The 25,215-nt window shown below is 34.2% G+C and carries 23 protein-coding genes; 20 read left to right on the top strand and 3 right to left on the bottom strand.

All coding sequences use genetic code 11. The annotated features are described in order from the left end of the window. The first annotated feature begins 59 nt into the window (after positions 1 to 59). From RTW14_RS08865 to RTW14_RS08820, 10 genes are all read left to right on the top strand, one after another. A complete protein-coding gene (locus RTW14_RS08865) occupies positions 60 to 1,163 on the top strand; it encodes a GGDEF domain-containing protein (RefSeq protein WP_312649627.1) in 1,104 nt (367 codons plus the stop codon). A 68-nt stretch (positions 1,164 to 1,231) separates the two neighbouring features. Further along, entirely contained in the window at positions 1,232 to 1,909 is a 678-nt protein-coding gene (locus tag RTW14_RS08860; RefSeq protein ID WP_312649863.1) for a DUF3298 and DUF4163 domain-containing protein, read from the top strand. Between the two features lie 42 nt (positions 1,910 to 1,951). Beyond that, positions 1,952 to 2,629 carry a class I SAM-dependent methyltransferase gene (locus RTW14_RS08855; protein WP_312649625.1) on the top strand — a complete coding sequence of 226 codons (678 nt, stop codon included), beginning with the start codon at positions 1,952 to 1,954 and terminating at the stop codon, positions 2,627 to 2,629. 46 nt (positions 2,630 to 2,675) lie between these two features. After that, the gene (locus tag RTW14_RS08850; protein ID WP_312649622.1) at positions 2,676 to 3,437 is read left to right on the top strand and encodes an N-acetyltransferase; all 762 of its coding nucleotides are present in this window, start codon (positions 2,676 to 2,678) and stop codon (positions 3,435 to 3,437) included. A gap of 122 nt (positions 3,438 to 3,559) precedes the next feature. After that, the gene (locus RTW14_RS08845; RefSeq protein WP_312649620.1) at positions 3,560 to 4,711 is read left to right on the top strand and encodes a GGDEF domain-containing protein; all 1,152 of its coding nucleotides are present in this window, start codon (positions 3,560 to 3,562) and stop codon (positions 4,709 to 4,711) included. A 156-nt stretch (positions 4,712 to 4,867) separates the two neighbouring features. Continuing rightward, positions 4,868 to 5,287 (top strand): YjdF family protein, encoded by a 420-nt coding sequence (locus RTW14_RS08840; protein WP_312649617.1) that lies wholly within the window; start codon positions 4,868 to 4,870, stop codon positions 5,285 to 5,287. Between the two features lie 21 nt (positions 5,288 to 5,308). After that, on the top strand, positions 5,309 to 5,848 hold the full coding sequence (locus tag RTW14_RS08835; RefSeq protein ID WP_312649614.1) for a hypothetical protein: 540 nt from the start codon (positions 5,309 to 5,311) through the stop codon (positions 5,846 to 5,848). Between the two features lie 32 nt (positions 5,849 to 5,880). Further along, positions 5,881 to 7,368: a phosphodiester glycosidase family protein gene (locus RTW14_RS08830; RefSeq protein ID WP_312649612.1), complete on the top strand. Its 1,488-nt coding sequence runs from the start codon at positions 5,881 to 5,883 to the stop codon at positions 7,366 to 7,368. Between the two features lie 11 nt (positions 7,369 to 7,379). Then, positions 7,380 to 8,099, top strand: a complete 720-nt coding sequence (locus tag RTW14_RS08825) for an alpha/beta hydrolase (protein ID WP_312649609.1) — start codon at positions 7,380 to 7,382, stop codon at positions 8,097 to 8,099. Between the two features lie 112 nt (positions 8,100 to 8,211). Next, positions 8,212 to 9,885 carry a family 10 glycosylhydrolase gene (locus tag RTW14_RS08820; protein WP_312649607.1) on the top strand — a complete coding sequence of 558 codons (1,674 nt, stop codon included), beginning with the start codon at positions 8,212 to 8,214 and terminating at the stop codon, positions 9,883 to 9,885. 106 nt (positions 9,886 to 9,991) lie between these two features. Here RTW14_RS08820 and RTW14_RS08815 read toward each other — a convergent pair whose 3' ends face one another. Together RTW14_RS08815 and RTW14_RS08810 are read right to left on the bottom strand one after the other, a co-directional pair. Continuing rightward, entirely contained in the window at positions 9,992 to 10,504 is a 513-nt protein-coding gene (locus RTW14_RS08815) for a hypothetical protein (RefSeq protein ID WP_312649605.1), read from the bottom strand. Continuing rightward, positions 10,501 to 11,397, bottom strand: a complete 897-nt coding sequence (locus RTW14_RS08810; RefSeq protein WP_312649603.1) for a helix-turn-helix domain-containing protein — start codon at positions 11,395 to 11,397, stop codon at positions 10,501 to 10,503. Before RTW14_RS08810 ends, RTW14_RS08815 begins: the two co-directional genes overlap by 4 nt. Positions 11,398 to 11,611: 214 nt before the next feature. Here RTW14_RS08810 and RTW14_RS08805 point away from each other — a divergent pair, with 214 nt between their 5' ends. The 7 genes from RTW14_RS08805 to RTW14_RS08775 all read left to right on the top strand — a co-directional run bounded on the left by RTW14_RS08805 (position 11,612) and on the right by RTW14_RS08775 (position 20,615). Next, positions 11,612 to 12,100 carry an RNA polymerase sigma factor gene (locus RTW14_RS08805; protein WP_312649601.1) on the top strand — a complete coding sequence of 163 codons (489 nt, stop codon included), beginning with the start codon at positions 11,612 to 11,614 and terminating at the stop codon, positions 12,098 to 12,100. Continuing rightward, entirely contained in the window at positions 12,093 to 13,202 is a 1,110-nt protein-coding gene (locus tag RTW14_RS08800) for a hypothetical protein (RefSeq protein ID WP_312649598.1), read from the top strand. The genes RTW14_RS08805 and RTW14_RS08800 overlap by 8 nt, the downstream gene beginning before the upstream one ends. Positions 13,203 to 13,533: 331 nt before the next feature. After that, entirely contained in the window at positions 13,534 to 14,571 is a 1,038-nt protein-coding gene (locus RTW14_RS08795; protein WP_312649596.1) for an RNA ligase RtcB family protein, read from the top strand. A gap of 13 nt (positions 14,572 to 14,584) precedes the next feature. After that, complete coding sequence (prfH, locus tag RTW14_RS08790; RefSeq protein WP_312649593.1) at positions 14,585 to 15,172, top strand: peptide chain release factor H; 588 nt, start codon at positions 14,585 to 14,587, stop codon at positions 15,170 to 15,172. Positions 15,173 to 15,296: 124 nt separating this feature from the next. After that, positions 15,297 to 16,433, top strand: coding sequence for an exonuclease SbcCD subunit D (locus tag RTW14_RS08785; protein ID WP_312649591.1), 1,137 nt, complete (start codon positions 15,297 to 15,299; stop codon positions 16,431 to 16,433). After that, entirely contained in the window at positions 16,430 to 19,201 is a 2,772-nt protein-coding gene (locus RTW14_RS08780; protein ID WP_312649588.1) for an SMC family ATPase, read from the top strand. The genes RTW14_RS08785 and RTW14_RS08780 overlap by 4 nt, the downstream gene beginning before the upstream one ends. Before the next feature lie 97 nt (positions 19,202 to 19,298). Next, complete coding sequence (locus tag RTW14_RS08775) at positions 19,299 to 20,615, top strand: S8 family peptidase (RefSeq protein ID WP_312649586.1); 1,317 nt, start codon at positions 19,299 to 19,301, stop codon at positions 20,613 to 20,615. A gap of 23 nt (positions 20,616 to 20,638) precedes the next feature. Here the strand turns inward: RTW14_RS08775 and RTW14_RS08770 are convergent, their stop codons facing one another. Next, on the bottom strand, positions 20,639 to 21,694 hold the full coding sequence (locus RTW14_RS08770; protein ID WP_312649583.1) for an HD-GYP domain-containing protein: 1,056 nt from the start codon (positions 21,692 to 21,694) through the stop codon (positions 20,639 to 20,641). Between the two features lie 248 nt (positions 21,695 to 21,942). Between RTW14_RS08770 and RTW14_RS08765 the strand changes: the two genes are divergently transcribed. From RTW14_RS08765 to RTW14_RS08755, 3 genes are all read left to right on the top strand, one after another. Further along, entirely contained in the window at positions 21,943 to 23,061 is a 1,119-nt protein-coding gene (locus RTW14_RS08765) for a serine hydrolase domain-containing protein (protein ID WP_312649581.1), read from the top strand. A 144-nt stretch (positions 23,062 to 23,205) separates the two neighbouring features. Next, on the top strand, positions 23,206 to 23,676 hold the full coding sequence (locus tag RTW14_RS08760; protein WP_312649579.1) for a DUF6323 family protein: 471 nt from the start codon (positions 23,206 to 23,208) through the stop codon (positions 23,674 to 23,676). An 11-nt stretch (positions 23,677 to 23,687) separates the two neighbouring features. Then, positions 23,688 to 24,947, top strand: a complete 1,260-nt coding sequence (locus tag RTW14_RS08755) for a DUF6179 domain-containing protein (RefSeq protein WP_312649577.1) — start codon at positions 23,688 to 23,690, stop codon at positions 24,945 to 24,947. Positions 24,948 to 25,215 lie beyond the last annotated feature (268 nt).

The raw sequence follows: 25,215 nt of genomic DNA, 5'->3' as shown, positions 1-25,215 counted from the left end.
CAACAGCAAATGGCAAGAGATTTAATCCAACTTGAGTGATATAGAAAGGATAAATACTAGTGCCTGATATTATTATTTTATATATGACCAGTGGAATTCTTAACATTATTATGCTACTTTTTTTATTACAATTGGTCTCAAAAAATATAATTATGTCCGAAATAGAAACCAGATCATATATAGTAACAATCATTTTAACCATTGTAGTGATAACTGCAGAGCTAGCTGCGAGTATATTTGATATACAAGGAAATATTTTTCTTATTCCTAATATTATCGCAAATATTATAGGCTTTGCTGCTTCGGCATATATACCGTTTATTTTAGCGACTTTGTACGACAAAGAGTTAATTAAAAAACTCAAATATATTTTGATTCCTACTGTTTTTGTTTCCTTATTGTTTATAACATCTCCTTGGACAGGATGGATGTTTTCTTTCACAAGCGATAACGAATATAGCAGAGGTCCTTTTTTTAACCTTTACATTCTTGTGTATTTGTATGGTTTTCTACTGCTAATACATGCTAACCACAAATTATCGTTACAATTTACAGGTGGGGATAAAGTTTATTTGGCGTTGCTTTATGTAATATTCTTAATTGGTACATCTATACAAATCTTTTTCCCAAGAATACATTCAACCTGGCATTGCATAACGATTATTCTTGTTATGTATTATATTTTTCAACGGGAACGGCAATTTAAATATGACATTCTCACAGGATTACTGAACAGGGCAGCTTTTGAAACTCAATTGAACAGGATAAGCAAAAAAGACTATGCTGTAATCCTAGTATTTGATTTAAATGATTTTAAAGAAATTAATGATAAATATGGTCATCAAGTGGGAGATGAGTGCATTAAAATTGTAGGACATATTATAAACAGTAGTTTTCAACAAATTGGATATTGCTATCGTATTGGAGGAGACGAATTTTGTGTTTTAGGCCATAATAATGATGAAAGTATAATAGAGGCATGTATTCAATCTATGATGGTTCTATTAGAAAAAAACAGAGAGATACTTGCTAATCTGCCCCACATTTCTTATGGATATAGCTTATATAAAAAAGCAGAAGGTAAAGATATTATATTAACATTTAAGGAAGCCGATCATAAAATGTATGCATACAAGAAGCAGGCAAAGAACATATATGAATAACCTTTGAAATAATGTCATGAATACCTCAAATTATCATATGATGATTTGAGGTGATTAAGTTGAATGGAATGAACGTGACTGTTAAAAATTGTGTGATTCAAGATAATATGAAATATAATGACGAGATAGTTCTAACATATAAGATTGAATATCCGCAATTTAGCTCAATGTACTATATAAAGTCATTGAATGCAATTAATAAGTATTATTTTAATAAGGCTGTTGAAATTCAAAGATATTACAAGAAAGAGCTTTATAAATCTGCCGTTGAACAATATATATATTCAAAACAAAATGATTTTCCAATCAGAGTATATGAAGGACTAGTGCAATATCAAGTGGCTTATAATATGGCTTGCATAATAAGTCTTTACTTTGATAATTATATGTATTTAGGCGGTGCTCATGGAAATACTGTAAGAACTTCTGAAACATGGAACTTACAGACAAATAGCAGGATTAAGCTCAACGAACTTTTTGAATGCCAATTAGACTATAAAACTTATATTCTAAACCAAGTGATAAAAGAAATAAAGAAAGATCCTTCCATTTATTTTGAAGATTATGAAAAGCTCACAATAGAAACTTTAAATGTTGAAAATTTCTATTGTATCCCAAAGGGAATCGTTATATATTTCCAGCAGTATGATATAGCGCCATATTCTAGTGGAATAAGAGAATTTCTTATACTTTATACCGATTGTGTAATAAATCCATTTAAAAAGTGTCATATGAAGTTTGACTGACAAATCATAATATGAACTAGTAGATAAAAGGAGGGCATTAATATGCAAAACAATTATTACGCACAAAAACTGAATTCCCAAAGCCTGTTTAAGGTTTATGATACCAATATCTCCAGAGTAAAACAGTATTTGGCAGCTGAAATCTCTTTTGTTAGAGAACATTTGGCAGGGAACGAAAAGATTTTGGAATTAGGGGCTGGTTATGGACGAATTGTAAGGGAACTGGCAGGCAGTTGTAAATCAATTGTTGGTATTGATATCTCCAATGAAAGTGTTGAGTTGAGTAAGGAATATTTGAAGAATAGCCCAAATGCAGAAATTAAAATCATGGATGTAAATAATCTTACGTTTGAGGAGAAGTTTGATGTAATACTTTGTCTGCAAAATGGTTTATCTGCAATGAAGGTTCCCTCACAGCCTTTAATCAAAAAAATTATGGAAATGATTGTAAACGGCGGAAAAGCTTATTTTAGTACATACAGCGAAAAATTTTGGGAGCATAGGGTAATGTGGTTTCAAGAACAGATTGCGAAGGGCCTGTTAGGCGAGCTTGATTTAGATAAAACCAAGGATGGAATTATAATATGCAAGGACGGCTTCAAAGCAATTTTTCATACTCCAGATGATTTAAAAAGGATAGGCGAGTTATCAGGATATGAATATCAAGTTCAAGAAATAGATGAGTCAAGCGTATTTCTTATTATAACAAAGGATAAATAGACTCGTGTACCTATGACAATTTGAAGCAGTTTAAAAGGAGGAAATTTTGGACATTATTACTATTACAAAAGACAATTTGGAACAGGAACATATTTGTTGTGCCATATCAAATAACAAAGACTGCCAAGTAGTTTCTAAAAAAGCATGGATGGCAGAACGTTTTGACGATGGATTGGTATTTAAAAAATGTAATGTGCGAGGAAAATGTTTTATCGAATATATCCCAGCTGAAAAGGCTTGGATTCCTATTGAAGGGGATGGATATATGTTCATAGACTGCTTCTGGGTATCTGGTCAGTTTAAAGGACAGGGGAATGCCAATCTACTTTTAGAGGAATGCATAAATGATAGTAAAGAAAAAGGAAAAAAAGGTGTTGTTATCCTTTCTTCCAAAAAGAAAATGCCATTCCTGTCCGACCCCCAATTTTTACGCTACAAAGGTTTTGAATTGGCAGATACGGCAGAACCTTTTTACGAGTTATTATATTTACCCTTTGAAAAAGGAGCCTTAAAACCTTACTTTAAGGATTGTGTAAAGATTCCGAATATCTCAGAACAAGGCTTTGTATTATATTATACACATCAATGCCCATTCACCGCAAAATATGTGCCTTTAATTGAGAGTGTTGCCAAAGAAAAAGGTGTTACATTTAGATTAATTCGTTTGGAAACAACAGGACAAGCCCAAAATGCTCCGGCACCATTTACGACTTATAGCTTATTTTACAACGGTGAGTTTTTTACGAACGAAATATTATCGGATAAGAAATTTGAAAAGATTATAGAAGAAAAAAGGCATAAAGAGTAGTTGTGTGACTGCAACTTCTAATTTTCTTGTTATAAAATAGAAATAATATGGGAAAAAGCTAAGTTTTAGTATATAATAATTCTGCATTATTTTTCATGAAAAGGGGTGCTGAGGGTTAACATATGAACTATATACATAGTTTTTTTCATAGAATTTTTCTGAAAGAAAATACTGAAGATTTTAATAAAAAGAAGTTTATGCATAATAACGCATGCATATTAGCTTTATCTGTTTATTTAACTATAGAGCAATTGTACTATGGTTTCTATATGTCAGCTTTTGGGGGTCTAATCTGTAAAATATACTATGGAACAGCATTTGTCATGGTAATATACGCTATATTAAGTGGATATATTCAGATAAAAAAGATAAGAAGAATACAATGGTTCCATAAAATATATGAAATTAGTTTTGGTTTTTTCGGTTTTATAGTTGCTATTGCCAGAGCATTACTGGTGCAGAATAACATCTTTGCATTACCCACAATTTATGTTGCAGTGATATATGGGTTTGCAGTATTCTTTTATTTTTCACCCACTATAAGTTTTAGTATATATTGTCTGACCTGTGCTTCTATCATTATACTGCTGCCTGTATTTCAACCTGAAGTTATTCATATTACTTATGTTCAAGATATTTTGTCAAATAATATTATTGCGTGGATTGCTTCCGTAATTACTTATGAACGATATGTAAGAGAGTATAAGTCTCAACAAATCATAAGTAATAAAAATAAGCAGCTTAAAGCAAAGACAAACAGAATTGAAAAGAAAAACAAAGTATTACAATATATTTCAAATGTAGATGACTTAACGAATATATTTAATCGTAGAAAGTTAAATGAAATATTAGAAATAGAATATGACAAATGTAAGCAATCAACTAGAGAAATATCCTTAATTTTAATGGATGTGGATTTATTTAAATCAATAAATGACACATTCGGACATAATGTAGGAGATGAAGTTCTTGCACAGTTAGGAGCAATTCTTAAAAATAATGTAAGTCAAAGTGACAAGGCAGGCAGATGGGGAGGAGAAGAATTCTTAATTATTTGTCCAGAAACCGAGTCTGAAGATGCTTTTATGCTGGCTGAGAAAATAAGGAAAGTAATACAAAATTATGATTTTAAATTAGAATATAATGTAACATGCAGCTTTGGGGTTGCAACAAGTATAGAAACAGATACTATAACAGATTTAATGCTTAAAGCAGATAAGGGGCTTTATAAAGCAAAAGAAGGGGGCAGAAACCGAGTGGAAGAAGGAAAATAATAGACTTGACGTAATATATCAATAGGTTAAAATATAATTGCAAAGATAAAAACACAGTTCCGGTTGGTAGTCCGGACGCAGTCGTAAACACTGTCAGTAACCTGCCTCCTTTGGTTGTCCGTTCTTTGTAAGTTCAAATTTAAGGGAGGAATTACAATGAGCAATATTGTTTCTAAATTTACTGTATTTTTTGAGGAACCGTTTTGGGTGGGACTTTTTGAACGTGAAGAAGGCGCAAAATATGAGGTGTGTAAAGTAACATTTGGACCAGAGCCAAAAGATTATGTTGTTTATGACTTTATGCTGAAAAATCAAGACAATCTAAAGTTTAGCCCAGGGGTTGAAAAAGGAAGGACTGATAAAAAGTGCATAAATCCTAAGCGCATGCAACGCGAGATAAAAAAGCAGGTCAGCGATGCAGGCATAGGGACAAAAGCACAGCAGGCTCTGAAACTTCAACATGAGCAAATGAAAACAGAAAGAAAAATCCGTAGTAAAGAGCAAAAGGAAGCGGAAAAACAAAGAATGTTTGAATTGAAGCAAGAAAAAAGAAAAGAAAAACACAGGGGACATTAATGAAAAAATAGGGGAGAGGTTATGAAAAAAATTACGGTTTTTGTAATGGTGATGGTATTGGCAGGGGGCCTAATATCAGCATGTGGGAAAAATGAAGAAGAAAGCCGGAAAACGGTGAGACAACATGATTATTATAAGGTTACAGATGATTCGGAAGAAGATTTAGCAGCTTTATTTTTTCTAGGATGTGGTCAGGAAGAAATAGAAAAGACGGCAAAAGAATTGCTAAACAAATACAATATGACTGAAGAAGAAGCGGCAAAGGTTGAATATGAGACGGTCAAAGTGGATGATGGCAGTGAACACTATTTAATTGTGCCAAAATATGAAGGTTCAACTATTCAGGTTCATTCGGTAAAATTAAATGACCAGGGAAATTTGCAAGTGGATAAGGAGCTGTTACTAACAGATAAGCCAGTAGTGGTGCAGTGTAATATAAGTGACATTGTACCATCCGCCCAGATTACTGTAACATCAGAGGATAAGTCGGTTGTATTTAACCCAGCTATTAGTTTAAAAGATGGAAATATCGTAAAAATTGAAGGTGTGTTCACAGAATAAGTGCTGAATCTAATGAAAGCAGGAATTTAACAATGAATTTAAAAGTAAATTTCAGATTAGTAGAACTATTAGTTATTTCAATAATTTTTGCAATGACTACTGGGGTTGCCTTTGCAGCCCCTTCTTCATATACAGGTGCCGCAAATATAAACGGGTTTAAAGCAAATTACATTACCATAGACATGAATGATAGAAATGTAAAACCTGTAATGCTTACAGCAGGGAATAATCTCTGCTCGGCGGCTTCTGTAGCAAGTATGGCAAATAATAATGGATGTTTTGCAGCTATAAATGGTACGTACTTTTCTGCGTATGACGGATTGCCTATTCCTTGGGGAACCATTATAAAGGATGGAAAAGTTTTACATATAAGTAATGGAGGCTCAGTTGCGGGATTTACCAGTGATGGCAGATTAGTAATTGATCGACTTACATTTAGCTTTTTGGGATATATAAATGGAGAGTGCCGATCCATTCCATGGAGAATAAATCACCCTAGCACAGAGGCGGATGCTATCACTATCTTTACACAAGAATATGGTACAGCTGTAAAACTAGCAGCAGGGGCTAAGGCACCAGTAGTGGTTAATGGAAAGGTTCAATACATAGCAACTTCTGATTTTACTGTGCCTGCAGATGGATTTGCTATTGTCTACAACCCCCAGGTTGCGTATCTGGTTGACGAACGTTTTAAAGCAGGGGATGAAGTAAGATATGAAGTAGAAATAAAAACTACTTTTACAAAGAAGTCCACATGGGATAATGTTATCCAGGCTGTGGGAGCAGGTCCCAGCCTAATTATTAACGGACAGGTAACGGCAGATGGAAAAGCTGAGCAGTTCTTTGAGAACAAAATCAATGTAAGTAAAGCGAGCAGAACTTTTATAGGGGCTGACGCTAATGGAAAGGTAAAGATTGGAACCATTGGAGCTGCAACAATAAAAGAAGCAGCTGTAGTGTGTCAAAATCTTGGGTTAGTCAATGCCATGTGCCTTGATGGCGGTGGATCTATGGCGCTATATTACAACGGAAAGGCAGTTACGTCTGGGAGAAATGTAAATAATGCTTTTGGATTTGTTTATAATAATTCAGCACCGTTGGTGAAACCTGCAGCTATAAAAGTTATGGTTGACAGTAATCCTGTCGAATTAGAATCATACAATATAGAAAATAATAATTATTTTAAGCTAAGGGATATAGCCAAAGTTGCTGCAGGAAGTAAAAAATGCTTTGATGTTAGCTGGGACAATCAGAATAAAGCAATTAATTTATTATCAAAAACTGGATATACAATAGTTGGCGGAGAATTAGATCTTAGTGATGGCTCTGCTAAATCAATTGCTCCAAGTGATGCTAAAATTCTTAAAAATGGAGAACTGATATCCCTGAAAGCTTATACTATAGGTGGAAATAACTACTTTAAATTGAGAGATGTAGCCAAAGTATTTAATATAGGTATAACCTATGATAATGCGACAAAGACTGTAGAAATTGAAACAGAAAGTGATTATAAGGAGTAAAGATTGATAAAATGGAAAAAGAATATATAAAAATAAAGAATCAAAACGTTGTTATCCCAGCTGTGTTATGGGGTAAAGAGAACTCAAAATTATTTATTGCTGTGCATGGAAACATGTCAAACAAAGAAGATTCTGTGATATCCATATTGGCAGAAAAAGCCGTAGAAAAAGGGTATAAAGTGGTAAGTTTTGACTTGCCTATGCATGGTGAACGTGTGAAACAAAAATACGAATGCAATCCTCAAAACTGTGTAAGTGACTTGTTAGCTGTATATGAATATGCAAAGGAAATATCTCAAGATATAAGTTTGTTTTCCTGTAGTATGGGAGCATATTTTAGCTTACTGGCTTATCGTGATTTCGGTTTAAAGCAAGCACTGTTTTTATCTCCAGTGGTAAATATGGAACAAATTATACACAATATGATGGCTGGATTTGGTGTCAGTGAAGAGCGCTTGCAGAAAGAAAAGATAATAGAACTACCTATTGGACAGAATTTAGAATGGGATTATTTTTCTTATGTAAAAGCCAATCCAATTGATTTTGAATGGAATACGCCAACTGCGATCTTATATGGAACAGCTGATAATTTGTGTGAATGGAAAGAAATCTCAAGTTTTACTGAAAGGTATCATGTTAATTTACAGGTTCTGGAACAAGGTGAGCATTACTTTCACACGCAGGAGCAACTAGCAGTTTTTAATAGCTGGATAGATAATAATTTAATATAGCCCCAATATTTGGCTGGAATTTAATATCCAATTTTAAGTGGCAAGACTTGCATAATATGGTATAATTATGTCTGAAACGAAATTATTGTGACATAATATGGGGGAATATTGAATGATGAATGAGAAAGGAATTGGGTTAAGTGGCTTGGCAGAAGAAAAACTAACGGTTGCTGCTTTTCTTCTGATGTTAACTTTAGTAGCTTTTATTTTAGGAATGACTACAGAAACGGTAAGGGCTGATTCTGGCGTAGGAGTTACCATTGATGGGAAAAATGTTTCTTTGGCTGAGAATCTGGGAAAACCTTTTATTGATACCAATGGCAGAACCCTCGTACCACTTAGGGGGGTAATGGAAGAGTTTGGATGCAAGGTAGACTGGGACAATGATAGTAGAATTGCTATTGTAGTAAAAAATGGCACAACCGTTCAGGTACCGATTGACCAAAAATATGTTTTGGTAAACGGACTGCAGAAAGGAAATGACACAGAAGCTGTAATAAAAGACGAACATACATATTTACCTATCCGAGTTGTTCTAGAAGCATTTGGTGCAGGAGTAGCCTGGGACAATGCAAATAGAATAGTTGTTGTTAATACAGATGGAACGGTAGCACAATTTAATGATTCTAATAATCAAAAGGGAGATAATGTTGCAAGAGATGGTGAATTAAATGCAATGTGGATTTCTTACCTTGAATATATGAGTATGCCTAAAAATGAAGCAGGTTTTAAAGCTGCAGTTGATAAGATGTTTGATCGTTGTAAAAATCTTGGCATGAATGCTGTATTTGTTCATGTCCGTTCTCATTGTGATGCAATGTATCCTTCAAAGTATTATCCTTGGGCTATTTTTGCCAGTGGAACACAGGGTGTTGATCCTGGATATGACCCATTGAAGTATATGGTGGAAGCTGCTCACAGTAGAGGACTGGAATTTCATGCATGGTTAAATCCATACAGAGTAACGGGTTATGGGACTTATTGGAATCAAGTAGGTGCAAATAATCCAGTAAAAGTCTGGCAGTCAGACAGTGATACTACAAATGACAGATGGGCACTTTTACATAAAGGTGAGTATTATTTAAATCCGGCTGTACCTGAAGTTCGTAATATGGTCATTAATGGTGTTAAAGAGATTGTTGAAAATTATGATGTAGATGGAATTCATTTTGATGATTATTTTTATCCGTCAGTTAATGACAGCGATCCCGCTTTATGGTTTGACAAGCCTGAATATGATAAATCAGGAAGTCTTCTGAGTATTGCTAATTGGCGTAGAAATAATGTTAATCTGTTGGTAAAGGGCGTTTACGAAGCAGTAAAGGCAGAGAACAAAGATATTGAATACGGTATAAGCCCTGCAGGAAACTTGGCTAATTTACGCAAGGACAATGCATATTTCGTTGATATTGACAGATGGCTATCTGAAGCTGGTTACATAGACTATATCATGCCTCAGCTTTATTGGGGATTTGAAACAAAGGATTCTTCTGGAAATGTTGCTTCTTATGCCTATGAAAATAATTTGAATTCTTGGATGAATCTCGCGTCTAAGGGCAATGTGAAATTATATGTGGGGCTTGATATGGCCAATGCAGGCAGTAATGTACCTGATAAAAATCCAACCTCTGAATGGCTTAGATATAATGATATTATTGCAAGACAGGTTACTACCGGAAGGACTACAGGAAAAGTGGGTGGCTATGCATACTTTAGATACGAATTTTTTAATAAAGATGTAACCCAGAATGAAGTTAATAATTTGGTAAAAGTAATCAAGAAATAATTGAATAATAATCTGGATTTTTAAATGTCCCATTAAAGAACAAATCCCTAAAGCACCATCAAAAGTGCTTTAGGGATTCTCTTATATTGTACGATGTTCTTTATGCTCATTGCACCAGTGAATACAGATACGCTATCTCTTTATCTGAAGCTTGGAAACAAAAAGTTAAATATTCAGAGGGAACTGAACAGTTTTTCACATTATCGGGAGATATCTGTACTTTAATGATATTTGTATCCTTGTAGACCGTAATTTTCAAAATTTTTTCCAGAGCTCCATCATTATTTATAGCCGCAGGAGTTTTATATGATATAAAAACATATTGCGGTTCATATTTTTCTAACTTTTTCTGGATTTCTGCCTGTTGCTCCATATAGTCATCATCTATATCCTCTAATTGATCGGTAAATGAGGTGCTTTTGCTGAATGCTGCCAATGTTTCTTTATTCTCAATGGTATCAATTAAGGTTTGTTCATTTGCGGAGTATACTTCAATGCGCGCAAGCCGTTGATCCTCTGCGGTTTCTGTATTGCTGTTTGAGGAATCCCCGGGAGAACATCCACTAAAAATTGAAAACAGCAATAATAGAAATATCGTCACAAATAACTTTTTAGTCATTTTGAACTCCTTTCTTCAATTAATAAATTACATACAGTTGCTAATATAACACAAAATAATGCGATTATTGGGACTATGGGATTCCAAGCATCCGTGAAAATTCCGATTGCCACAGTAAGTGCAGTTATAGGTAGTGCTATGTAAACCAATGTATATTTGCCTTTTCTAGCTTTTCGCTGCATATACTCTGCATTTTGGGCAATGATGCTTTCTGCATTTAATGCAAGTCCTGCAAGAATAACAAGTGACAGCCAAATCGCATGTAAAACCCATGATAAAGCAAGACTAATACTGCTTTGTGAATAATCTGAAATGATTAACACGATTTGTGGACTTAAAATTAAAATGACGATTGCTATGATTATCATAAATACATAGCGTTTGCGGTTCTTGTTATACTCTTGCCTGAATTGTTTGATTGTAACATCATCAAACAATAGCGGTTTCGTACCAATCTCTTTATAGCGATTTGGTTGAAAAATATGCCAGACTAATACTGCAATTCCCAATGTAAGGGTCAGCCAATAAAATATTATTGTAAATTGATTTTGACTAAAAATATTAGTAAGGTTAGATAATACAATCAGGTTTACACCAATAGCTATTTTCTTAGCCCCTTGCTGCTTATAAGAGAGAAACCCCTCAATTATTTCTCGGCTCACATAATAACTATTGCATTGTTGATTATTTTCCAAATGGTCAGTCTTAAGAAGATAGTCTAAAGTGGCTCCCAATATAGTACTTATTTGCACTAATTTATCGGTCTCCGGGATGCTCCGGTCACTTTCCCATTTGCTGACAGCTTGACGAGATACGTCTAATATTTGTGCAAGCTCTTCCTGAGAATAGTTATGTTCTTTCCTAAGAACTTTGAGTTTTTCACCAAATGTCATTATAATACCTCCTTTTCTATTCTCTATTATAAATTAACCATGGTATGATTACCACCATGTTAGCGTTTCATCTTGTCAACTAGGCGTTGCATAGTAAAAAGTTTCCTATAAAGACCAGATTTTTTAAGTTAATTTCATAATTTGAACTTTTTTTATTTTATTGTAGCTTTTTGCATAGTTCAGGGGTATTCCTAGTGAAAGGAGGATTTAAAGTATGGAAAATCAGTCATTTAATAGAGATGATTGCATAGAAAATGTTGTAAATATGTATTCAAATATGGTTTATCGTTTAGCCTTTTCTCAAACTAGAAATAAAAGTGATGCAGATGATACTTTTCAAGAAGTATTTATGCGATATATAAAAAAGAAACCTGAATTTGAAACAGAGGAACATCGTAAGGCATGGCTTATTCGAGTAACGATTAATTGCAGTAAAAAATTATGGGCTTCTACGTGGAGAAGGAGAACGGAAGAGTTAGATGAATCTATAGTTTTTGAAATGGAGGAAGAGAAAAACTTATATTATGAGCTTCAACAACTGCCGGTTAAATACAGAGCAGTTATACACTTATTTTATTATGAAAATTTGAGTATAGAAGAAATCAGTGAAGTTTTGAAACAAAAGCCATCAACCATAAGAACCCAGCTGACTCGTGGAAGGCGCAAGTTAAAAGAAATATTGAAGGAGGGGTATCATGTTTAAAGAAAAGTATTGCAAAATGAATGAAAACATTTCTCCATCAGAGGATATCATAAAGGGGATTATAAATAAGGCAGAAACAGAAGCTGTGCACAGAAATAAAGTCACTGTGAGATTTCGCAGGCCGGCTTTAGTTTTCTGTGCATTGCTTGTTTGTATTTTTACTGCAATGCCTGTATTGGCGGCAAATGTATCTTCAATTTATGAATTAATGTATCTTGTTTCACCCAGTGTAGCACAATCATTTCTACCAGTTCAGAAATCCAGTGTGAGTAATGGCATAGAAATGGAAGTAGTTTCAGCATATATCCATGGGGAAACAGCGGAAATTTATATTACGATGCAGGACCTAGAAGGAAATCGTATCGATGAAACTACAGATTTAAACGACAGTTATGATTTACGTATTCCTTTTGACAATATGTCACATTGCGAAAGGGTAGGCTATGATGAAAAAACCAAAACAGCTACATTTCTCATTAACATCACCGGTTGGGAAAACAAGAAAATTGTAGGTGACAAATTAACCTTTTCAGTAAGTGAATTCTTAAGCAAAAAACGTGAATATAAAGATGTGTTAGTTATGGAGGATTTATCTGTAGTAAAAGATAACCTTGAAACACTCAATATAAGTACACAGGACCATGGTGACATGGGCTCAGGGCTCCAAAATATATGTGTATCGGGATATGGGGGATTAAACTATGAACGATATATTTCTGATGATACAGAAAGTATAAAAATCCTTAAACCATGTAAACCGTTGAATTTTCCAATTGAGGGAATAGATTTTACAGGTATTGGGTATGTAGACGGAATGCTTCATGTGCAGACAGCTGTAAGGAATAGTTTAAAAAAAGATAATCATGTTTTTTTTGAATTGAGAGATCAAAAAGGAAATGTGGTTAGCAGCACTTACGGTGTTGGATTTATAGAAGGTGCGGCTGACAATAATCGAATCGATTATGATGAAGAAGTATTTAATATACCAAAATCCGAAATCCAACAATACTCTTTATATGGCTATTTTGTAACAAGTGGAATGTACACAGAGGGTAACTGGAAGGTAACATTTCCTTTAGAGAATGTAGATGAAGCTAAGTAAGATTGAATAAATTTACATGTGTTTTATGACAATTCTGTTTCATAAACATTACAAAGTAATAAATAGTATTGAAAATTCAAGTAAATTAGTATAAGATAATTTTAAATTATAAAGAAAGAGGTGGTAAAGATGTCAAAAACATACAATGAAAAGAACAACAGAATAAAGACAATTTTGACCACAGTAGGATACTTAGCTTAGAAAATACATTATATAGTTTTTTAGCGTAGCATTATTTCTAGTGTTACGCTTTTTTTATGCTCTTTTTAGGTGTGATGCTGTGGTATAGAAGGTCCGTGATGCTTTGGCGGAGCGGAAAAAGGAGTATAAATTGAGTAATAATTTAAACGATAAAACTAGTTTGATAACTAACAATAAAATCTGGATGGAAAGTAATGCTACAGAACAGCTTAAGTGCTTCTCAGAATTAAAAGGCGTGAAGAAAATAGTGGGTCTTCCCGATTTGCATGCTGGGAGGACACCTGTAGGTGCTGCTATAGAAACAGAAGAGATTATTTATCCACACATTATAGGCAGTGATATTGGGTGTGGAATGACAATGTTTAATACTGGTGTAGAAGTATCACAGTACAAACAGGGAAAATGGGTGAAAAAGCTCAATCAATTAGAAACAGCTAGTGGCTTTGGCAGCATAGGCGGTGGAAATCATTTTGCGGAATTTCAGGTGCTAGATCAAGTTTTTGATCAAGACAATTTTGATAAATTGGGTATTGGAAAAAAAGCTGTAATGCTTTTGGTACACACAGGTTCCAGAAACTATGGACAAGAAATATTTTCGCAATTCGGAGGTGCAGAGGGAATTGAAGTGGGAAGTGAACAATTTGAAAACTACTTGGAGAAGCATGATGATGCTGTAAGATGGGCGAAGCTGAACAGAAAAGTAGTAGCGGAAAAACTTATTAAACAACTTGGATTTTTAAAAGAGCCAATAGATATGATTGACTGCTGCCATAATTATGTAGAAAAGTGTAATGAAGTCTGGATTCATAGAAAAGGTGCAGTTTCAACAAGAAATGGCATGGTGGTTATTCCTGGATCAAGGGGCAGCCTTACTTATATAGTAATGCCTTTTCAGGACTGCAGCATATCTTTAAATTCTATTTCCCATGGTAGTGGCAGGAAATATCAGCGCTCTGAATGCAGGGGGAGAATGAGCAGCAAATACACTAAAAATGAACTTAGGGAAACTGTACTTAAAAGTAAAATAATATGTAATAACTCTAACTTGCTGTATGAAGAAGCACCAGATGCATATAAAAACATTGGGGACATTATTAAGTGTCTGGAAGAGTTTAATTTGATTAAAATAGTTGCCTCTTTAAAGCCCCTTATTACATATAAGGGTTAGGAGGTGAGTTACATTGAAATATCAGATTAGTTCAGGACAGGGCCCAGCAGAGTGTGAATTAACCGTAAAGAGATTTTTAGAGTATTTACAGGGAAAGTACAGAATTGAAGTGTTAAGAATAGTAGAGGGATATAATAAGGGGATATATAAATCAGTAATATTTGAGACGAAAGACGATTTATCCGAATATATAGGGGCTATAAAATGGGTGTGTCAGAGTTTTTATAGACCTACGCACAAGAGAAAAAATTGGTTTATTGATTTTAGCATGTGTGATGAAGCTTTTAGTATAGTGTTTAGACAGGAAGAAGTGAAATACGAAACTTTCAGAAGCAGTGGTCCAGGTGGTCAGCATGTGAATACTACAGATAGTGGGGTAAGAGCGGTTCACATTCCCACAGGTATCGTGTCATGCTGCACAAAAGAGCGAAGCCAGTATATGAATAAAAAGATTGCGCTTAAGCAGATGGAGCAAATTTTCAATGATGCTAATATGCTTCAAGAGGCACTTGAAAAGGCTAACATGTGGAAAAATCACAGACAGCTGGAAAGAGGAAATGCAGTATGCGTATTTCAAGGTTACAACTTTAAAAGAATTTAGACCAAATTTTTCAAACCCACACTCAAAAATGTGTGGGTTTTGTGGTATTATTGTAAGTAATTAAATGCTAGTGATAAGTGATATAAGAAAATTAAAATATATTAAAAGGGCAGCGGAGGAAGTTATGAAGTTAATTCATCTTTCAGACCTTCACATAGGAAAGCGAGTAAATGAGTTTTCCATGCTGGAGGATCAGGAATACATACTTACAAAAATAGTCAATGTAATTGATGAGGAAAAACCTGATGGAGTAATCATTGCAGGTGATGTTTATGATAAATCAGTACCATCAGCTGAAGCAGTGCAGTTATTTGATGACTTCCTTGTACGCTTGGCTGAAAGAAGTCTGTCGGTATTTGTAATAAGTGGAAATCATGATTCTGCAGAGCGTATTGCTTTTGGAGGAAGGGTGATGAACAGTCGTGGAGTATATATGTCACCTGTTTTTGATGGATATATTGCGCCAATAGAGCTTAAAGACCAGCATGGTATAATCAATATATATATGCTGCCATTTATAAAACCGGCTTATGTAAGAAGGTATTATCCTGAAGTTGAAATAGAAACCCATAATGATGCAGTAAAAACAGTTATAAACAGTATGAAAGTTGATGTTGGGAAGAGAAATGTGCTTATCTGTCATCAGTTTGTCACAGGAGCAGTTTGCTGTGAATCAGAAGATTTATCAGTAGGTGGACTGGATAACGTCGACTCAAGCATATTTGATGGCTTTGATTATGTAGCATTGGGTCATATTCATGGTCCACAAAAGATAATTAAAGAAACTGTTAGGTATTCTGGAACCCCCCTTAAATATTCATTTTCAGAGGTTCATCATAAAAAATCAGTTACAATTGTAGACCTCTCTGAAAAAGGAAATATAGATGTCAAGATGTTGGAACTTATTCCAAAGAGAAATTTGCGTGAAATTAAGGGGAGCTACCTTGAAATAACCGCAAGGGAAAATTACAAGGATACAAATACCGACGATTATATACATATCACGCTTACAGATGAAGAAGATATTCCTGATGCTATTGGAAAGTTAAGAAGCATCTATCCCAATATAATGAAGTTAGATTATGATAATAAACGTACTCGTAACAGTTCAATAGTTACTGGAGCAGAGCAGATGGAGCGAAAGACACCTCTTGAACTTTTTGAAGAATTTTATGAGAAACAAAACAATCAGGTAATGTCAAATGAACAACGGAAATTTACTTCGGAACTGATTGAAAGGATTTGGGAGGACAAGGCATGAAACCAATTAGTTTGATTATATCAGCATTTGGACCTTATGCAGACAAGGTGCAAATCAACTTATCAAAGCTAGGTGAAAATGGCTTGTATTTAATAACTGGAGATACAGGTGCGGGAAAGACTACAATCTTTGATGCAATTACTTTTGCTTTATATGGAGAGGCAAGTGGTAATAGTCGCGAAGCAAACATGTTCCGTAGCAAATATGCAGATGTAAATACACCTACTTTTGTGGAAATGGTCTTTAAATATTGCGATAAGGAATATAAAATTAAGAGAAATCCAGAATACTTGCGCCCTGCAAAACGTGGAGAGGGGTTCACAATGGAGAAAGCAGAGGCTGAAATTGTATATCCAGATGGGAAAGTCCTTACAAATGCGAAAAAGGTTACTGAGGCAGTACAAGAGCTGATTGGTCTTGATCGAGAACAATTTAAGCAGATTGCCATGATTGCACAAGGGGATTTCTTGCGGCTACTTTTGGCTTCTACGAAAGAACGAAGTGAAATATTTAGAGATATTTTTAACACGAAAGTATATCAGAGATTACAGGACAAGTTAAAAAATGAATCTGGAACTTTGAAAAATGAATATGAATGTTTTAAACAAAGTATTTCACAATACATAGACGGAGTTGTCTGTGATGCAGATAATGTCCTAAATATTCAGCTTACTAAGATTAAATCAGAGGGAAGTCTTGCTACAATAGACGAAACGGTAGAGTTAATTGAAAAAATCATAGACGAGGATGAAAAAATACACATTCAGCATACAGAACTACTTAATAGTACAGAAAATAAGCTAGAAGAAGCAAGCGGAATATTGGCAAAAGCCGAGAAAGATAATAGGGCATTTATTAATTTATCAAAAATAGAAGCAATCAAGTGCCAAAAGTTACAAGAATTGGCACTAAACAAAGATGCTCTTGATGTTGAAACTGCAAAGGCGCTTAAAATCGAAAAAATTGGAGGTGCAATACATACTGCGAAAGATAAATTAAACAAATATGATGATTTACAGAGTATTCTTAATCGTATTGCTGCGAAAGAAAATTTATTAAGTATACATAAGCTGAATACGGTTAACCTTGACGAAAAGCTCCAAAACTCAACAAATTATTTGAAAAAATTAAAGAATGACTTAGAATTATTGAAGGATGCGGGGATAAATAAAGAAAAGCTTGAAAACCAAAAAAAAGACATGACAGAGAAACAAAAAATGGTGACAGAATTACTCAATACTCTTTCAGAGCTAGATTTACTGACTGAAAAACTTGAAATGGCACAGAAGAAATATAAAAATGCATCAGAGCATTCAGAGCTGACCAAAAATCAGTTTGACAGAATGGAAAAGGAATTTTTAGATGAACAGGCTGGAATTTTAGCATCAAAACTTGTAGTAGGGAAAAGGTGCCCCGTATGTGGTTCATTTGATCACCCATTGATTGCTACTCTTTCAAAGAACGCACCAACAGAAGCCGAACTGCAGAGTGCAAAAGCAGAAAGAGAAAAATATCAAATGGAGGCGGCAAAATGCAGTACAGAAGCGGGTACATGGAAGGGCAAAGTAGAAGCTTCTAAAATAGAATTAATAAAACAGAGTTCAAATCTGCTGGGAGATTGTGAATTTGATGAAATAAAGGACAAGGTACAGCATAAGCAAAAGGAACTTAAAACTGCTCTTGCAGAATTACTTGAAAAAATTAATGGGGAAGAAAATCGTGTTAAGGAAAAGGAATCACTGGAAAAAGAAATTCCTCAGTCAGAAAACGTGATTAAAGAGTGTCAAGATACGATTTCAAAATGCAAACAAGAGATTGCTTCTCTTGAAGCTGAAAGAAAAGGCTTACTGGAATCAAAACAAAAACTTGTAGAAAGTTTAGTATTTAATACCAAGGCTGAGGCAGAAGAACATATAAGGAATTTAGAAAATGAAAAAACTATGATGCAGAAGGCATATGAAAAGGCTAAGAATGCATTTGAAGAATGTAATATAGCTGTTACTGAATGCAATGCGAAAATAGAAGCACTAAAGGAACAGCTTAAAGAAGCAGAAAAAGTTGATATGGATGCGGAAAATCACAAGAAAACATTGTTACTGCAAGAAAAATCAGAATTAAACAGAAAAATCACTAAGATTACGTCTAGACTCGACAGAAATAGGACAGCGTTACATAGTATAAATACCCAGATGGGCAATTTATCTGAAATTGAGAAACGCTGGACTTGGGTAAAAGCTCTTTCAAATACTGCCAATGGTAACATTACAGGAAAAGAAAAAATCATGTTAGAAGCTTACATACAGATGAATTACTTTGATCGAATCATATCAAGAGCTAACACAAGGCTAATGGTAATGACTAGCGGGCAGTATGAATTAAAGAGGAGAGTGGAGGCTGAAAACAGGCAGAGCCAAAGTGGATTGGAACTGGATGTAATAGATCATTACAATGGATCAGAGCGAAGCGTAAAAACACTTTCAGGAGGAGAATCTTTCAAGGCTTCCTTATCTTTGGCACTGGGACTGTCTGATGAAATTCAATCTGCATCAGGAGGTATACAACTAGATACCATGTTTGTAGATGAAGGCTTCGGTTCGCTGGACGAAGAATCGTTGAATCAGGCAATGAAGGCTCTGGCGGGATTAACAGAAGGAAAAAGATTGGTAGGGATCATTTCCCACGTAGCAGAGCTTAAAGACAAGATTGACAAACAAATAGTTGTTACCAAAGAAAAAACCGGTGGTAGTAAGATTGCCATTTACAGTTAAGTTTAATTTCACACAATATTCATATATTGCACACATTTAAATTGGAATCCTATGGTAATGTCAAAGCTATAAACAGTAAGGATGGAGCGTGATTGTTTTGATTAAAAGAAAATTTATAGCATTATTATCTACTACATTTTTAATATCCGGGCTTCTTTTTCAGACTCAAATTAATGTAGTCGTTGCGGAAAAGGATGAATGCTCAGACGATGTACAACATGTTTATTATGCGGCTGGAGCTACAAAATCACAAACTCTAACAAATGATAAACTGAACTCAGAACAATGGGCGCTTTATAATAATGGCAGATTTAAAATGGAAGAGCAGCAGAATAAATTTCCTATATATGAAAGCCCTTTTGAGCAGCCAATGAAACCTGGTAAATGGGCAAGACCTTCAAAACCAAAGCAAGGACAAAGAAAAATGTCGAATAATACGATAAAAACAGGAAATATTTCTGCTGTAGCAGGAATTGATATAAATATAGCAGAGGCGTGGGACTTATATAAAAGTCAGAGAGATGTTACCGTTGCTATAATTGATACCGGCATTGACTTTAATCATGAAGATTTATCTGATGTTATGTGGGTAAATCAAGATGAAATAGCTGGAAATAATACGGATGATGATGGAAATGGTTATGTAGATGATATATATGGATGGAACTTCTATAACGATAATAATAACATATATGTAGGGAAAGAGGACGACCATGGAACTCATGGGGCAGGTACTATTACAGCGACAAAGGGCAATTCTGTAGGAATTACTGGAATTGCAGATGAAGAATCAGTATCAATTATGAGTTTGAAAGTCCTAGGTGGAGAAGATGGTAGTGGAACCACAGAGTCTATTATAAATGCCATTAAGTATGCAGATGCAAATGGTGCAGCTATTTGCAATCTTAGTCTTGGTACAACCTATTATGATCAAGCGTTATATAACGCCATGGCAAACTCAAATATGCTATTTGTTGTAGCTGCAGGAAATGGGGATTCTGAAGGTGGAACCAATATTGATTCTGTTCCGACGTATCCCGCAGCCTTTGATCTTAGTAATATTATTTCTGTCGCAAATGTTTCTTGTGATGGAAATTTATCGAGCAGTTCAAATTATGGAGAAAATTCTGTTGATATTGCTGCACCTGGTAGTTATATCCTAAGCTTGACCGCTGATAACGGTTATGCTTATATGTCAGGAACATCCATGGCTGCACCAATGGTTACTGCCGTGGCGGCATTAGTATATACGGGAAATGCGGATTTGAGTCTTGCAGATGTTAAGGAAGCCATATTAACCTCTGCTACTCCTTTGGACACTCTGACTGGAAAAGTCAACTCTGGTGGAATGTTAAATGCAGGGGCTGCACTTAAATATACCATAACTAACCGTAATAAAAATGAGATGATTTAGTATATAAATCATCTCGTTCTATTTTAGTTAACCATCTTTACTATATCAATTTCAGGGTTTACTGATAAATCTATAAAGTCTCCATCATCCACTTTTACAAGCGGTCTTGATTTCACGTTTCTATTAATCATAATAACTGTTGCTTCTTTTCCGTTGCTTAGCAGTATCTTTGTATGTAAATATGAATTCAATATTTTAGCAAGAAATTTTAGTACATATTTTGTTTCAAATTTATGTAATCCTTCTTTTTCAAAATAACTGACTACAGTAAATGGACATATAGGCTCTCGATAAGATCTCTCTGAGGTCATAGCCTCATATGCATCTGCAATGGCTATAATTTTTGAAAATCTATCCAGCTGATCGCCTTTAAAATGCATAGGATACCCAGTCCCATCACATCTTTCATGATGTAATAGTGCTACTTTTTTTACCCGGTCGTCGATATCAGGAAATTGATCTAAAAGTTCAAAGCCCTTGGATGTATGCGACTGCATAATTCTATACTCTGCAGGGGTAAGTTTGTCTGGTTTTTCTAATATCTCTTTTGGAATAAGAAGTTTACCTATATCATGAAAGAGACCACAAGTAACAAGAAGTTTTATTTCTTCTTCAGGTAAACCCAGCCAATGGCCTAAATGGCTTGCTATCATACCTACATTGACAGAATGTGTATATACTGCGTCTGAATATTCGTGCATACTGTAAACCATATCAATAAGGTTAATGTTCTTTTTATTGTTTTCGTATAACAACGTACTTAGGTTTTTTATCATATCAATATGTACATCGTCTGGGTTGTCCTGTAAAATGCTGTCAAGTGAGGTCGTCAGACTTTCTTTTGCTTCGGTACACTCACTTTGAAAGGATTTAAAACCAGCAGTACTTTTAATATCAAAAATATAATCATCCAGACTGTCATGGGTCATCTCAACACAATTTATTTTGAATTTTTTTAGTCTTGCAAGTAATTCTTCTGTAACCACTGTATTATTAGGTGTAATAAGTTGTCCGTTTTCTGTATATAAATCTTGACCTACACACATACCAACTTGGATGTTTTCTAATGACATTTTCATTTTGCCCACACTCCATATTTCAGATTTACCAAATATAGAATTTTCTATATTTTCAGTTGATTGTATAGATTATACCATTTATTTTTTTATTTTACAATTTATTTGAAAACATAGGGTGTAAAATGTGATTATAAAAGGCTAAATAATGTCGAAAAACAAAAAGAATTAAAAAATGAAAATATAAACATAAAAGATTATAATAAAACATATTAGGTAAGTTTAAAGATTAACAAATATGAGGTGGTTAAATGCGTGTATCTAGAAATATAAAAATACTTGTTGTGATTTTCCTTTGTTTAACTCTTGCGGGCTGTGTTAACAGCAGAACTCCAGAACAACAATTAGATAATTATATACAGAAAGAATACTGTAAATATAATTCGCCATCATCAGCAATATCAATATTAATTGTTGATAATGGAAAGATTGTATATAATAAATCCTACGGTTACGCCAATATTGAAACCCTGGAAAAAGCGGATTCAGCTACCAATTACCGGCTGGCTTCTGTCACAAAAATGTTTACGGCCATGTGTGCAATGATTTTAAAGGATCGGGGATTACTTGATTACGACACGAAAGTCAGTGATATTTTAGAAGATTTTCCTGAGTATGGTAAAGATATAACGGTTAGGCAGCTGCTTACCCATACGTCAGGTTTAAGAGACTTTTATGATCTGACAGACTTGTTAGATGAAGATTTTAATGAAGAAAATCAACTGCTGGATTCAGATGTTTATGAAATAGTAAAAAGAGCAGATTCTACATATTTTACTCCTGGAAATCATTTTAAATATTCTGACACAGGATATATCGTACTTGGACGTGTTATTGAGAAAGTTTCGGGAATGACTTTATCTGAATTTATGGATAAAAACATCTTTAAGCCTTTAAAAATGAATAATACTGTAGCCTTCGACAAAAGGCAGAATCCTGAGATTAAGAACAGGGCATATGGTACACAATTGCATGGTAACAAATTTATTATAAAAGATCAAAGCTATTCCAGTGCAACCTTAGGTGATGGGGGAGTATATTCCTCTTTAGAGGATTTATATAAATGGAATCAGGCGTTATACAGTAATATTCTAGTTAGTAATGAAACTTTAGAAGATGCCTATACCCCCGCTAAATATTTAAATTCATTGTATGATAATTATAATTGTGGTTGGTTTTTTAGAAAAAATACTGAAGGGCAAATGGAACAGACTCATGATGGAGCGACACAAGGATTTTCTACATTTTTTTTAAGAATACCTGAAAAAGAACAGGCAATTGTTGTTTTAAGTAATAGAAATAATGATCAACAAGCGTATGAGTTACATAAATATATTCGTAAACTTTATAATTTTGGTGATGAAGTTTAGCAGAATGTATTATTAAACTATTAAGTTGGAAATAAATAAGTTTTTTATATCATTTTATGCTTTTATATTACCACAAAATCAACAATTTTTCAAGTCTTGTAATGATATTGCAAAGGGACTATTGTATGATTTGGAGGTGGTGTTATGGAGCATAATTTCGCATTGGAACTAATTAATTCACAGAAAATGCAGGCTATGGATGAGTTAAGGGAATGCAATGAACTAACCATAGGATATGGGCTGCAACTATCGGAGCATCAGATAAAAGAACTGGTGGAGAAACGCTTTGCTGCGTTAGAAGAAAATGGACGCATTGAATTTGGGCAGGGTATATTAAAAAAGCTGGTGGCTGAGTTTTGTGATTCACCATATATCTATCAGAAAATTTATGAAGATACACTTTTAGAATTGCAGGATTGCTTTTATTACTTTAAAAATGAATCCATGGATCTAATTTCTGATGATGAGCTGATTTCATTTATGAAACGTCATTTCGATGGAGTCTGTCAGGGCTCATTGGAGTATTTAAGTGGAACATCTCTTGAAGACTTGTGCAGAAATACTCGTTATGGTTATGAAATAGATGATACGGATATATATGGACATTCGTTTTAAAAGGGGTAAGGATGGAAGATAAAAATAACAAATATTTAGTATCTATGTTAAATCTAAATCTACAGAATCAAGGTTTTACTGAGGCAGAAATGTCATCTATAAAATGCAACATGATATCATTGCTGGGAGAGCGAACAGAAAGATATACCATGGGGGAAAGTAGTTCTGTACCTGTGGAAAAAGCGGAGGAGCTTTTTAAATCAATTTGTTTTACACTTGGATTGGTGGCTGCAAAACAAGGGATTTCTTTGCTGAAAATACAAAATATGTCCAGCTTGCTTAAAGCAGGCTGGAATATTATTGAGTCTATGGTCGAAGAAGGCCAAGGCCTTTTTAAACAGGTCATAGAAAGTACTGTTTTAACCGAGAACATTTCATATAACGATACATTACAGGGAATTGAAAAGTTCTTTAAAAGATATGAATATCATTTCTTCGCACATGAGATTCCAGGCGATATTGATTATCAGCTGTGTATGCCAATTTCTGAGGGATTGCAGGGCATTCAGTACATTAATGAATACTTGCATAGGCTTCTGCTGGAAAATCGCTTCTGTGAGCATTTTGAAAGGAATGAGATTTCGCGCCTGCTTCAAAGTTATTGCTCGGATTATAAGGGATTGCTTATTAATATTTTTGAACCTGTGGCAATGAATGCTATGGGGTTAGCAGTAATAAATAAAAATGTGATAGACTTGGATATTTCGGACTATGATAGAAAAAGAATATTAACCGAATTGGATAAATGGTCGAACAATGAAGTTGTAATACAATTGAATCAGGTAGTGGATATAATTTGCAGCCAATTAGAAATTAAAGAAATGCAGCAAAGAAACTATTTATATGAGGCTTTATTTGCGCAGTATCCCAGAGTAAAAAGTCAGGTTGCTTTAAAGGATCTTAATGGCGTTTTTATATCATTATTAGATGAGAATAGTGATCATAGGATAAAAACGCAGTATGTAGATGGAGATATGATGGCAGATGAGCGTTTACGGGAATTGATTAGTGAAATACTTAATTGCAGGTTTATTTCAGATAAAATTGCATTAGTTAATGAAAATGTTCATAGTCTTCGGGATATGTCTGAAATACTTAATATCTGCTTTTGGGATGATGAATTAATTCAGCTGTTCCAAACATTAAGTAGTACAGAAATTACATTGCTTAATAAGTTAGTTATGAGTAAATCTATGAATTGGCAATCGGATACAGGCTGGGAGGAGCAGTTAAAAAAAATTATAAATAATTCAAATAAAATAAAACAGTAAACCTGTGGATAACTTTGTGTTGACAAATAATAAAGAACACAAACATGTTGAAAATACTTTTGCACAGAGATTTAGGTTGTCCACAACCACCGTGGGATAAAATTGTATACAATATTTTTAAAAAGTGTGGAAAAGTGCCTTAATCACTAAAATTACTGAGATACAAGGGTGTGGAAAATATATTTTATAAGAAGAAAAGGTTTACATAATACTCACAAAATAAAACGAAAATAAAGTTTTTATTTTCAGATAATTATAGTTTTAAACT

Origin of the sequence: Aminipila sp. (assembly GCF_032051575.1) — a bacterium.
Taxonomy (GTDB): Bacteria; Bacillota; Clostridia; order Peptostreptococcales; family Anaerovoracaceae; genus Aminipila.
The sequence above is the reverse complement of the archived record's forward strand: the minus strand, read 5'-3'. Positions and strand labels throughout refer to the sequence as shown.